Source organism: Paenibacillus provencensis (genome assembly GCF_042678545.1).
GTDB classification, from domain to species: Bacteria; Bacillota; Bacilli; order Paenibacillales; family Paenibacillaceae; genus Paenibacillus; species Paenibacillus provencensis.
In genome coordinates this window covers 125,510-138,509 of record NZ_JBHTKX010000004.1, presented here as the reverse complement: position 1 = coordinate 138,509, position 13,000 = coordinate 125,510, and the positions used below count along the sequence as shown (strand labels likewise).

8 protein-coding genes and 1 riboswitch are annotated in these 13,000 nt (G+C 36.8%); of the genes, 6 read left to right on the top strand and 2 right to left on the bottom strand.

Features of this window, described 5'->3' with window-relative positions; translation table 11 throughout:
• The first annotated feature begins 575 nt into the window (after positions 1-575).
• Positions 576-2,774 (top strand): spermine/spermidine synthase domain-containing protein, encoded by a 2,199-nt coding sequence (locus ACFQ3J_RS21215; protein WP_090727226.1) that lies wholly within the window; start codon positions 576-578, stop codon positions 2,772-2,774.
• Positions 2,775-5,297: 2,523 nt separating this feature from the next.
• Here ACFQ3J_RS21215 and ACFQ3J_RS21210 read toward each other — a convergent pair.
• Positions 5,298-5,513, bottom strand: a complete 216-nt coding sequence (locus ACFQ3J_RS21210; RefSeq protein WP_256209931.1) for a DUF1259 domain-containing protein — start codon at positions 5,511-5,513, stop codon at positions 5,298-5,300.
• A 170-nt stretch (positions 5,514-5,683) separates the two neighbouring features.
• Positions 5,684-7,732: a copper-translocating P-type ATPase gene (locus ACFQ3J_RS21205; protein WP_090727224.1), complete on the bottom strand. Its 2,049-nt coding sequence runs from the start codon at positions 7,730-7,732 to the stop codon at positions 5,684-5,686.
• 920 nt (positions 7,733-8,652) lie between these two features.
• Positions 8,653-8,795, top strand: a riboswitch (cyclic di-AMP (ydaO/yuaA leader).
• Between the two features lie 4 nt (positions 8,796-8,799).
• On the opposite strand from ACFQ3J_RS21205, the gene ACFQ3J_RS21200 reads away from it, so the two are divergent.
• The 5 genes from ACFQ3J_RS21200 to ACFQ3J_RS21180 all read left to right on the top strand — a co-directional run bounded on the left by ACFQ3J_RS21200 (position 8,800) and on the right by ACFQ3J_RS21180 (position 12,999).
• Entirely contained in the window at positions 8,800-9,279 is a 480-nt protein-coding gene (locus tag ACFQ3J_RS21200; protein ID WP_090727222.1) for a C40 family peptidase, read from the top strand.
• A 103-nt stretch (positions 9,280-9,382) separates the two neighbouring features.
• Positions 9,383-9,679, top strand: a complete 297-nt coding sequence (locus ACFQ3J_RS21195) for a transposase (RefSeq protein WP_090727221.1) — start codon at positions 9,383-9,385, stop codon at positions 9,677-9,679.
• An 8-nt stretch (positions 9,680-9,687) separates the two neighbouring features.
• The gene (locus ACFQ3J_RS21190; protein WP_090727219.1) at positions 9,688-10,569 is read left to right on the top strand and encodes an IS3 family transposase; all 882 of its coding nucleotides are present in this window, start codon (positions 9,688-9,690) and stop codon (positions 10,567-10,569) included.
• Between the two features lie 1,018 nt (positions 10,570-11,587).
• Complete coding sequence (locus ACFQ3J_RS21185; RefSeq protein WP_090727218.1) at positions 11,588-12,505, top strand: WD40/YVTN/BNR-like repeat-containing protein; 918 nt, start codon at positions 11,588-11,590, stop codon at positions 12,503-12,505.
• A gap of 68 nt (positions 12,506-12,573) precedes the next feature.
• Positions 12,574-12,999 (top strand): BlaI/MecI/CopY family transcriptional regulator, encoded by a 426-nt coding sequence (locus tag ACFQ3J_RS21180; RefSeq protein ID WP_090727216.1) that lies wholly within the window; start codon positions 12,574-12,576, stop codon positions 12,997-12,999.
• Position 13,000: the final 1 nt, after the last annotated feature.

The window sequence follows — 13,000 nt, the reverse complement described above, 5'->3', positions numbered from 1 at the left end:
ATTTACACCTAGGCTGTTGCATCTCCGAGGTTATCAAAAAATGATAAGACAACTGATCGAGGAGTGAGAAAAGAGACTTCTAGAAACTTTGGTGGTTTACAAACAAATGCAATGACTGTTCTGAAGATTTAAGAAGGGAGTTGTAATACTGTCATCATATGTGTGGTATAGAAAAAATGAAGGGCTGCTGATTACATCACTACCATTTTACCGGTATCTACCTTGAGTTGCTATGTGAGCTTCTTTTCAATTTGATGTATAAGCACTACCATGATTTAGCATACTAAATCCAACTGATTCCTTATGATGGAAATACCTGTGCTATCCTTGGCAGGATACTAGCAGGTTGCAGTTTGCAACAAGCTACCTTGAGCCAGTCCACTAAGAATCCGACCGGCCTCTAACTGAAAACCGATGACGGATAGGAAAACATAAAAGAAAGGATGGAAGGCGGCTTTCCATTGCGATGAATAGCAGGATATAACGAACTTGAAACGTAAAAGGTTCCCTATGGCTTAGTAGAAGCGTACTGACAATAAAATTGCAGCACAATAACCTAATAAAGGAGCAGTACAATGCGTCAAAGTTCAGTTAAAAGGGATAGTATTATTACATTTGGTATTTCGTTTGTCCTTTTCGTCTATGAAGTTTTTCTCTCCCGATTTTTTTCGGCTATTTTAGCCTACAATTTTGTCTTTATAGCCATTTCACTTGCTACACTAGGAGCTGGATTTGGAGGTTATGTGGCATACAGATCAGGTGTCGCAATATATCGTGCTTGTTATTTATGGCTTGGTATGTTTGCTTTCGCCATGCTTTCAGCTGTATTTATGATGTATATTCTCCCCTTCAGAGGAATGTGGTTTTATACAGTCGCAGCTTTTCCACCTTTTTTAATTGGAGGGGCACTAATTGCAGCTATTTTGCAGGCAAACTATCGTCAACTGCATGTCGTTTATTTCTCGGATTTAGTCGGTGCTGGTTTAGGAGCAGTTTGTTCTGTTTGGTTTATGAACATTCTTGACCCTGTTCAGACTATTTTTCTATTGGGAACTGTAGTCCTACTCATTAGCTTTGTTCTAATTGTAAAACATTCTTCTTTACGTTTGAAGATCATTTACATCCTAGTACTTATCATAGCAATTTATAACATCATAGAGCCTTATAACAAAGAAATGATTTTTCGTGCTTTTACAACGAGCCCTAACCATGTATTTAACAATAGAAGCGGTGTAAAATCCGTTTTCTCCGATTGGAACTCCCTCGCTAAAACCGATGTTTATGATGCTGGAGACGGGGAATTGCTTTACATTACCATCGATGGGGGAGCTGTTTCTCCAATTTCAAAATATACAGGAAATTTAAAACAAGTAGATTATTTAACCGGAACAACCAGTTACCTTGCTTTTCAAGATATTCTTAAGGAACGCGCATTAATTATTGGTGCTGGCGGAGGCCAAGAAGTTCTTACTGCCCAAATTGCTGGATTCAAACAAATTGATGCCGTTGATATTAATGAGGGCAGCTTTAAAGCTGTGCAAAAAATGTCCCATTTTTCTGGAGATGTCTTTCATCAAAAAGGGGTGTCAGCGTTTGTCTCTGACGGAAGAACCTTCATCCGACAGACGAAAAACCAGTACGATGTTATCTATTTGTCACTCGTTAAGAAAGAATCGGAAAACGGTTTGGGAATTGCTCTGACGGAAAATTACCTCTTTACGCAAGAGGCTATTGAAGAATACATAAAAAAGCTTAACCCTGGTGGAAGGCTTGCTTTTCTTTTACATGATGAAGCTGAAATGCTGAAGGTCGAAAATGCTGCTGAGAAGGTATTACAGGCTCGGGGTGTACAAGAAAGCAAGACCCATGAACATATGGCAGTTATCGGTACTTATCATCATCTTGGTCATATAGTTTGGGGCATGAATAAAACAGTAATTACTAGACCACTGCTTATTATTAGTCAAAACCCTTTTACCGAACAGAATGCAAGGCAATTAAAAACAGAGGCTGAGAATATCCAGCAGATACCACTTCATGTTCCTTTTATAGCTGATCGACTAAGCACAATTAAGGATTATTTAAAAAAGGATAATCTTGATCTTTTATCTAATCAGGATGACAAGCCTTTTTTCTATCAAAAATCGAAGGGAGTTCCTAATTCTTTGCTCTGGTTACTTGCGTGTGTATTTGTCATTAGTTTATTATTTATTCGAAAAAAACGCTTACCTTATGGAAGCATAGTTTATATTTCTGGTATAGGGATCGGTTTTATGATCATTGAAACCACGCTTATTCAAAGACTCATCCTACCGTTAGGCCATCCAATATACGCATTTGTACTTGTACTAAGTGTATTGTTAGTCAGCGGGGGAATAGGAAGTATGGTTTCTTCTCACTGGTCATCCAGTCGCTCTAGGCGATTTTCACCTCTATTGTGGGTAGCTGTTCTAACGATTGGCCTTAATCTTTTGATTTCTTGGTACCAAAAAGAAATGATTTATTTACCGCTTCTAATCCGGTTAATGTTAGGAGTAATTGTTTTAGTTCCGCTTGGTTTTTTTATGGGTATGCCGTTCCCGTTCGGACTCTCATTGCTTTCTAAACGACAAGTATCTATAAGCTGGGCAATTAATGGCTTGATGACGATTGCGGGTTCCCTTCTCGCAGTTTTAATTTCTATAAACCTAGGGTTCACGGCTACGTTAGTAATTGGTGCGTCTGTATATGGCCTGTTGTATTTATTTCAGCCTCGTTTAAACATGGAAGGGTAAATGAAGTGCCCGCTTAAGTTATTATGTTTAAACTAGCCCCAAATATGGACAATTTGATTAGTGACATGTATCTTGATGTAACCATACGTTGAGGTGAAACCCTTTTTAGGAGGGGGTGGCTAGTGAATTATTTTCAACCATGCATATGATATATCCATCAGTGTCTTCAGTACGTCAGGAAATGATGTCTAAGCAAATGAATTAAATGATGAATATGATGAGGGATCATGTAATGATCACCAATGAAATTAAACGAACAGTAGATATCATAAACGAAAGATGCAGGATATTTAACTGTAAATAACGATATATTTCACATTTTTACATTTTACCTGCAAAGTTTAGATACATTTCTAGCGATTTCTGGTTTATGGTCAAACCAAGATGATCAGAAAGTTTCGTTACTTTGCTTATATTCCTTTTAATTTTAACTCCATGAGAAATCAAAGAAAGAGACCGTCTAAATAGCTGCTTTCATACCCAGTTTTATACACACCAATACGTACTTCACTAAAGGAGGATGTATGATGAGTGAGGTAGTTGGGGAGCGAATGCTGGAGGAGAATTGGTGCAATGTTAGCCTTATTTATTTTGCTTGTTACTGTTATCATTGCTGGGACATTTAGCTGATAAAAGTACGTACACCACAGGGGAGCACAATCAATTCTTATAAGGAACACGGTTAAAGAAAAATAAATTATAAAGTAATTCGAGTGAACATTTTTAAATATGGTCCATATAATAGTATGGTGAAGTTAAAGACTGAGGAGAGGACTGTGTAAACATGAATAGCACAAATCAGATAAAACAAAAGCAATTGGTTTGTATTGCAGTAATATTTCTTTTAATTGCAAATGGTTTACGTATTTATAAAGCCTATTTGATTCAATCTGGGGTTGGTAGGCTATAGTTGTAAGGAAAATAAATTTCTCTGAGGTGAATTTGTAATAATGTAATTACTATGGTTAAATAGTTTAATTAAGTTAATGAGTTATCTAGTTCACCACGTAACAAGAGGAAAATACAAAAAAAATTATGAAATAGTAAAGTACAGTATTTTTTTGATGGCTGGCTCATCAATGTAAGAAAATGAGATCATCATTATAAAATGACTCCCATCATACCCTCCCATGATTCCTTCTGTCAATCCACCAGTACAGTCATTAGACCACTGATATTCCGGTAATAACTTCTACTAAGGCACCGATTAAAATTGAAATCATACCTAAGTGGGAACAACTTATGGAAGCTGTAGCATAAACAATCAACTTTTACAAATCACGGGGATAACATGTTCGGCTAATGCCTATTGAATTGTCGGTAAATGTTTAATTTCACCTTAGAAGAAAGTTAACTATCTTCGATATAAAAAGAAATGATAGAGTAATTTCCAAAAGTTCGCGAATTCTTTTACTGTACCATATCCCAGTTTCTTAATCGTTTCTTCCAGCCACATGCAAACAAGGGTATACAAAATGTATATGTCAACACCAGATAGAAGATAATGAAAATACAGCTAATCGCTGTAACAGAGACGTGCGCAGCAAAACAAAAATTGCTTAATTTTCAGTCTTACTCTCAGTAAAAATGGACAGTGGGTTCACATTTTCTTTCACGTCGTGGATATATACATAATATAAACTTATCTTGGTAATTCTGTTCAGTTCTATCTAGGAGTATACATAATGGTAGTAGAAATAAATTGATATCTCTTAGGACTGCAGCCGATCAATTTTACAGTATGGATCTAACGATTGGTTTGTCCATTGGTGGAATGGATATGTCCGTTTCTTGTGTGTCCTGGTGATAATGTACCGGTGGATGATCAATGGCAGGAAGGGCTGCTGAGTCCATGTTAACTTGGGAGAATTAAGAGAGAAAAGCGCAGGGTCAAGAGCACCGCCGCGGCAACTTGGCAGAGGTATTAGAAGAAACAATCTCGACTTTTGTTATTACTTCCTCATGTGCACTTGGCATCTTGTTAATGGTGGCGAGCATCTGGAACAACCCATAAGTTCAACGCCGTTATACTTGACAAGACCGGTACGTTTAAAAAGTAAATTCCAAGCTTACCGATGTTGATTCGGAAGGTGATGAGATGACACTTTTTTGGAGCAACAAATTGCAGAAAAAATTGTTGAATACAGGAAAAAATATAGAGTTGCCTGGTACAGATTAATTTGAAGCTATTCCGGGTTTTGGAATCGAAGTCATTAACTTCTTAATATGATGGATCGAAATCACATTGATGGGTTTCTAAAAAAACTAACGTAAATTGGACATAATCACCCAATTTCTTTAGCAAAATTCTATCGTCTGAACTTATACCGGACAGTTTGAAGCTCGGAATTTTTAAAAAAGAAGCCAATTCGGAGTTGTAAACCGGAAGCCAATCTTTTGCGGTTAATACCCTCGTTGATACTCTAGGAACATGTAACTATTCGTGTTTAAGATAGGTCGATGCTTCTGCAATTTTCTTTGCAAAAGACAATGGCTCTTAAATTGAAGCGTAATGTGCATACATTAAATGTGGGTATCAAATAACCAATGATTATGGAGCGAAGTTATGATAATTCCGGCTCTTTGCAAATACCATGTGAAAGGATATACTTCTTCTTGTAACAACGCAGCCTCTCCTAAATTTAATGCTTTACCATCATTATCTAATGATTCAAAGGACCACTTGGAATGTAAAGACAATCCTGAATGACTTTGTCGTCCCAATATCTCTCTGAACATTCTTGCGATCTTTCTCAACCAAACAGACACCGTTCATAATGTTTAATTCGCCGCCTAAGATATTTGCTTATTGGCTGACAGTGACATTTACCATGAAATGAAATTAAGCCCAAAGCAAAAAGAGGATCATTTGAGCCTCCTTTTGCAGTTAGTGTTTGTTTTACACAGCGTTATCCCTTAAGAAGTTTGGCGTTAATTGCTACGACAATAGTACTCAGTGACATCAGTATAGCCCCAATCGCTGGGTCTAGGACAATTCCGACGCCATATAATAGACCGGCAGCAAGTGGAATAGCAATAATATTATAACCACTGGCCCACCAAAGATTTTGTATCATTTTATTGTAAGCTTTCCTGGATAAGTTAAGAATCGAAACGACATCATTAGGATCACTTCTTACCAGTACAATATCTGCTGTCTCAATAGCGACATCAGTTCCGGCGCCAATAGCAATACCTAAATCCGCTTTTGCTAATGCTGGAGCATCATTCACGCCATCCCCTGTCATGGCAACCATATAACCTTCATTTTGAATTTCCGTAATTTTATGAGCCTTTTGATGTGGGAGTACTTCTGCATATATCTCATCTAATTGCAAGTTTTCGCCAACCCATTTGGCGACTTTTTTATTATCCCCCGTCAACATCATTGATTTAATTCCTAACAATTTTAAACTTTCTACAGCGTCCTTTGCGCTCTCCCTGACTTTATCGGCCAGGGCAATTAGACCAGCATATTGGTTATCAACAACGGCAAAGATAACCGTTTTTCCTTGCGAAGACAATTTATTATACTCCTTAATAGGATAATCTACTTTTTGATCCTCCATAAAGCCAGGGCTAACAACCAAAACATACTTACCCTTAACATTTCCCTTAAGTCCTTTCCCTATCAGTGCTTCAAAAGATTCTGGTTCAAATATTTTTATTTCACGGTTTTTCACTTCTTCCACTACACCCTTAGAAATAGGATGTTCAGATTGAGCTTCTAGGGAGCCCACAAGAGTAAGAATTTCAGTCTCTGTATATCCCGAGGCAGGTAAAATATCGGTTATTCCAAATCTACCTTGAGTTAGTGTTCCTGTTTTATCAAATACGACAGCGTTCAATTTTCGAGCTTCTTCAAAGGCAGTGCGGTTACGTATCAATAACCCTTTTTTCGCTGCTATTGCGGTGGTAGTAGATACAACAAGAGGTACAGCTAAACCCAAAGCATGTGGGCACGCAATAATCATGACAGTTACCATTCGCTGTATTGCGAAATTAAAACTGTAACCTAATGAGAGCCACACGAGTAAGGTTGTTAACCCAGCACCTAAAGCGACATAAAACAACCATTTTGCTGCACGATCTGACAAATTTTGAGTTTTAGATTTAGATTCCTGGGCTTCCTTAACCAGCGAAATAACTTGGGATAGGTAACCCTTTTCGCCGCTATTAGTTACGGTTACAGTTAATGCTCCTTCACCGTTAATAGCTCCTCCAATAAGTCTATCTCCAGGATTTTTGATAACAGGGACAGATTCTCCTGTAAGCATGGATTCATCAAGCGATGATTGTCCTTTGACAACGATACCATCTACTGGAATTCGTTCCCCGGGTTTTATCAAAATTTTCTGATCTGGGCGTAACTCCGACACGCGTACTTCCTTGATGATTCCATCAACAGTAATAAGATGTGCTTCAGAGGGTATTAGTTTCACTAATTCCTCAAGCGCATTAGATGCACCTAAAATAGATTTCATTTCTAGCCAATGACCGAGCAACATTATAACAATAAGAGTTGCTAGTTCCCAAAAGAAATCTACATTAGTCAACCCGATGACGATTAATGAACTGTATACGTAAGCTACAACGATAGCTAGCGAAATTAACGTCATCATTCCTGGGTTCTTTTGTTTTAGTTCCCGATATGCACCAACTAGAAAAGGCCTACCTCCATAAAAGAAGACAAAGGAAGACAGTAGAAACAGCAGGACAGTGTCATATGGGAAACGCCAATTTACACCAATTGACATCTGAATCATGGGCGATAAAGCTATGATAGGAATGGTGATAATTAGTGAAATACAAAAGCGTCTCTTAAAATCATCTACATGATGACCGGCATGCTTATCCCCACTATGATGGTGCTCGGCACCATGCTTCTCACTTTCGTGCCCTTGCGTATGATTGTTCAGTGATTGATGTTTCACGCTTTTTTTGGGGTCATTATACATTGAATTCACCTCGTCATAGGATCTTTAGTGTGAAGTAATAGATAAGAAAGTAGGACTACATCACGTAGTATTTTTACCCATTAAGACTAAATTAAACATGTACAATGTATTTAGTTTAGATTTTTATTTGCATTCTTTTCACGAGGATACAATAAAGGAATTTTATAGGAGATGGAAAGATGCGATAAAATGCAAACTAATTTTAACTAAAATTATGTAATTTGTGTTCAATAACAAGACCAATATCTTATATTTTTATTAAGCTTTCTTCACAAATTCTACATAAATTTGGGTTATATAATATTCAATCCTACAAAAGGTTTCAAGTCCTAGTAAAGCAATGAGAAGATTTGGTTTCCGGATATTTTAAAACAGTTTGAAAGGTGATGATTGACACTAAAACATAAATCTTGGATTTTGTTCATGAACAATACCAAAATGTATTTGAAGAATACTGACCTTGTATGGTGGATCGATGGCAGGCATGCAAGGTAAACGAATAGCGTTTATGCACGAGAGACCGTGCCGATATTTATTATGAAGTATGTGCAGATGTGGTGAGGCTTGTTGAGGTAAAAACAAACTGAATAATCAACAATGTAATCTTTCTAAAATGAATGGAGGTTTGTATTGTTGAATGCACCTTTCCTTCCTTTATAGTAGAGTGAGTTAACTGATTCTGCATTTTGTAATCTGTCTCTTAGAGTTTTTTCATGGAAATTGAAATTAAATTAGTTACAAAATTGTTATTTATATATAATCAACAACTATAAAAAGAATGTGGAATTTTTCATTTCATTTTTCTAGATATTGCAGCGATTTGAATGAAAATTGTCATGAAATGAAATAAAAGATGGATTTGAAGGATGTGATTGACAACATATACGAAAATGTACTACATTATGTAGGGTTACAAAAAATTAATTTTTTTGCCTAGTTTCATTTTTGAAAACGGGGGATTCATTCTGAGTGAATTATTCTTGACTGGAAAGGATAAAGGGACCTTCTACCGAACTCTTAACTAACTCTTAACTAACTCCGTAGGCATCCGAAGGGAGAATATGTGTTTGAAGAAATTCATGATATCGTTAATTGGTTCTGCTTTAATTTTATCTGCCGGTGCGACCAATGCATTTGCTGATGATCAATCCAAATTGCGTTCAGAAGTAAGTCAAGTTGTAGGTACCCAGTACAAGTGGGGGGGGACTTCAGTTTCAAGTGGATTTGATTGTTCGGGATTTATATTATACATTTTTGATAAATTCAATTTGAATCTGCCTCGTACCTCAAATGCCCAAGCAAAAACTGGTACCCCGGTATCAAAGAATAATCTAAAACCTGGTGACTTGGTATTCTTTAATACAAGTGGTGCTGGTATATCACATGCGGGGATATATATCGGGAGTGGGCAATTTGCTCATTCTTCCAGCAGTAAAGGTGTAAGAATTAGTAGACTAACTGAGAAATATTACAAGGATCGATACGTTACAGCAAGACGTACCATCTCTAAACAAAGTTATACAAAAATGGTCAGTGTATTGCACTAATACGATTTGTAATTAAACAAGCCCAGGTAATTATGATATGATCCCCTCATAGTAGACAGAAAAAAGCAAGCACATTACTCTGTCTATTATGGGGGGATTTATTATGGGGGAAATTAGAAAAACGTATGATATAGCGTTCAAGAAAAAAGCGGTGGATTTATACTTGAAAGATGGCATGGGCTACAAAACGGTTGCAAAAGAGCTAGGAATCGATCACTCTTTGGTACGCCGTTGGGTGGAGCATTTTAAAATTGAAGGAATAACAGGGCTTAAAGAAAAATGTGGATTAGCAAAAGGTCCTGGTAAAGGTAGACCACGAACAAGAACTGAAGATCCTGAGACTAAAATAAAACGGCTTGAAGCTGAAAATGAATTGCTAAAAAAGCTCTTAAAGATGTGAAAGGTGGAATGGATTTAGTACCTTGTAACAAAAAGTTTGCTGTGATTGAGGAGTTGACCAAAAACGGATATAGCGTCCTCCTTCTTTGTCGACTCGCTCAAGTCTCGAGGAGTGGATATTACCGATGGATAAAAAGGCAAAAGTTCACCTCACCTAAGCAACTTGAGAATAGACAGATTAAAAAGAAGATAGCGGAATGCTATAAAGAGGTACGAGGAATTTACGGATATCGACGGGTCAGAGTATGGATTAAAAAGAAATACGGACTACGAGTAAATCACAAACGAATCCAACGATTGATGAACGGGATGGGGATTCAAGCGGTCGTCCGCAAGAAAAAACTTTATTATGGGAAACGAGAAGCCTATGTGATCTCGAGTAATCTTCTAAACAGAGAATTTAGAGCTTCAAAACCAAATGAGAAATGGGTCACCGACATTACCTATTTAATATTCAACGGGCAGAGACTATACTTATCAGCTATTAAAGACTTGTATAACAACGAAATTATCTCCTATCAGATCAGTCGAAGAAATGATCTCAAGCTTGTGATGGATACCCTCACAAAGGCAAGAAAAAAACAAAAAGTTGAAGGAATTCTCCTACATAGTGACCAAGGGTTCCAGTATACCTCTCGCCAATATAACCAACGTCTTAAAAGATACGGGATGATTGCCAGTATGTCGAGAAAAGGGAATTGTTGGGATAACGCATGTATGGAGAACTTTTTTAGTCATTTTAAATCGGAGTGTTTTAATCTATACACTTTTCGTACTAGTAAGGAAGTAGAGCATGCCGTCCAACGGTACATCCATTTCTACAACCACCAACGTTTTCAACAGAAACTAAACAACCTAAGCCCGTATGAATATCGGACTCAGGTTGCTTAATGATGCTTTTAAATTACTGTCTACTTGACAGGGGTCAGTTCATTACGGGTTTGTTTTTTACTATCTATTCTAGCTTTAGATATTTTTTAACAAAGTCTTTGTTAAAGAGGATGTATCATCAATAAAAATTATGCATTTGGACAACAACAGAAATATCAAAATCAAAAATTGACTAGTCCTAACAATTAGACTACAATTTGTAGTGTAATTGTTGTTAAAATATTGAATTCATTAAACTCCCCTCTGCTTTTAAACACTACATGCTTTTTTAGTTTAAAGGAAGGCACCCAGTCATTCTCCTAGTTACAACCGTTGTGGGTATAGAGTTGCACGTTACCATTTGGAATAAAACTATTCTATTACCATACAGATAATACCCAATTAGCTTTAGGTTTCTGAAATTAAAAGAATCAGCATTGTAGGTAAGGTTCTATGAGCTGTTTGTGTATTAATAGAGCCACCCTCACTAAGGCCACTATCTTGAAACTGAACACCTGCAACAGATCATTAAACAAAATGTAGATATAATCCGTTTAGTTTCTACGAACAAACCTTATTTAATAGGCTTAAACGCCATTAGTGCAGCGATTCGTTGGTAGTTCTATGACATTTACTGAATAAGAATGAGACTAGTAAGTATCTCTAATACTATTAAGCATGACTTATAGTTCTATCGCAGATATTATGATCGAACAAATTATAATAAGCGGCATTGGTAAATGGAATAATCTAAATCATGTTGTTGGTATGTTAAAGGATAACCGAAATTGAAATCGATAACTCAAGAAAATATGAACAATTTATTCGCATTGTGGCACCAGTTTTTATACCCGACCCGACTCGTTAAGTGGAAGCAGATTCTAAATCTAATTTGAAGATTCTTAAAGTTAGAACCTCTCATTTTGAAATTCTTCATAGACTTTTTATTAAATACTTTGTGAGAAAGTGATCATAAAATCTACACTTATACTGATTATAATAGAATATTATTTAATAATAAGTTAGGAGACTGATTATTATGAATAAAAGTTTAGAAGAAAAAGGGAAAGGAAATTCTTCAGGGATAGGCACTTTATTTTCTGTTGTTATGATTGTTTTGATTGGTTTTGCTGTATGGGGAAATGTGAAAAAGCCAAATGATACAACGATTGATACACTGAATGCGGACTCTAATACGCATCCACACATATTTAGCTACTCACCTGGTAATGAAACGGTCTGGGTAGGCACTCATACAGGTGTTTATGAACTTAATAACGATAAGTTTCAAAGGACACTTTTTGAACTTCGTTCAAATGATATTATGGGCTTGGAAATTGATCCACGTAATCCCAAAAGGATCTTTGTATCCGGTCATGGTTTTGTGAAAAGGTCAGTAGATGGCGGGAAGACATGGCAGGTTATAGAAAACGGACTACCAAACCTAGCAAAACCTGATGAACCTGATGCCCATTATTTAACGATGGATCCGGACGACTCCAATCATTTATTTGTAATGTTAGCAGGTGAAGGTGAAAACCTTTATGAAACAAAGGACGGCGGAAATACATGGCGGAGTATAACGAGTTTACCAGCTGGTGCGTATTCCATCTCAATGATTTCAGGTGCTCCATCATCAATTTTGGCTGCAACCGAAGCGGGGCTTATCCGATATGACATCCAAAGTGGAACCGTTCGAGAAAATCAATTAACCAATGGGCCTGTTTATCAAGTTTTAACTTTACCTAACAACGAAGTTGTCATCATGACAGAGAGTGGATTCCAAAAATCAATAGATTTTAAAACATGGTCAGCAATAGACGTTAAATTAAATGGGGAAATGCCACTAGGTATTAAATCAGCTAAAGAGGATGGCAGCCGTCTGGTGATTATTACGGATAGATATTCTGTTTATGAAAGCAGTAACGGTGGAGAGAACTGGACTAAAACGAAATAACGATTCAACCTCTGCAATTGACAGCAATAATTATTATTACTACAATCTCTAGTGATAGAGGTGAGAAAATGAAAATCAAAAAATTTAATGTTCACGAACATGGTTTGAACCAATTTTTCGGGCCGCTCGAGGCAAAGGTCATGGAGATCTTATGGGCCAGTGAAAGAACAACGATTCGAGATGTTCAAACGATTTTAAACCATGAAGAACCGCTCTCATTCAATACTGTGATGACCGTTATGAATCGATTAATAGAGAAGGGACTTCTCCAAAAAAATTCTCATGGAAGTGGCAGGGGTAAAACCACCTTTTATGAACCTTTACAAACCAAAGAGCAGTTCTTATCAGACCAAACTAAAGAGGTTACACAAGGACTAATCCGTGAATTTGGAGAGTTGGTTGTTGGTCATATGATAGATGCATTGGATGAGGCAGATCCTAAATTGATCTCTAAGCTACAGCATAAACTGAATCAAATGAATCACAGGAGTTAAT

Bases quoted from the DNA above. Each gene is read 5' to 3' on its own strand.
- ACFQ3J_RS21215 (WP_090727226.1), top strand. From the start codon at position 576: ATGCGTCAAAGTTCAGTTAAAAGGGATAGTATTATTACATTTGGTATT.
- ACFQ3J_RS21210 (WP_256209931.1), bottom strand. From the start codon at position 5,513: ATGTTCAGAGAGATATTGGGACGACAAAGTCATTCAGGATTGTCTTTA.
- ACFQ3J_RS21205 (WP_090727224.1), bottom strand. From the start codon at position 7,732: ATGTATAATGACCCCAAAAAAAGCGTGAAACATCAATCACTGAACAAT.
- ACFQ3J_RS21195 (WP_090727221.1), top strand. From the start codon at position 9,383: ATGGGGGAAATTAGAAAAACGTATGATATAGCGTTCAAGAAAAAAGCG.
- ACFQ3J_RS21190 (WP_090727219.1), top strand. From the start codon at position 9,688: ATGGATTTAGTACCTTGTAACAAAAAGTTTGCTGTGATTGAGGAGTTG.
- ACFQ3J_RS21185 (WP_090727218.1), top strand. From the start codon at position 11,588: ATGAATAAAAGTTTAGAAGAAAAAGGGAAAGGAAATTCTTCAGGGATA.
- ACFQ3J_RS21180 (WP_090727216.1), top strand. From the start codon at position 12,574: ATGAAAATCAAAAAATTTAATGTTCACGAACATGGTTTGAACCAATTT.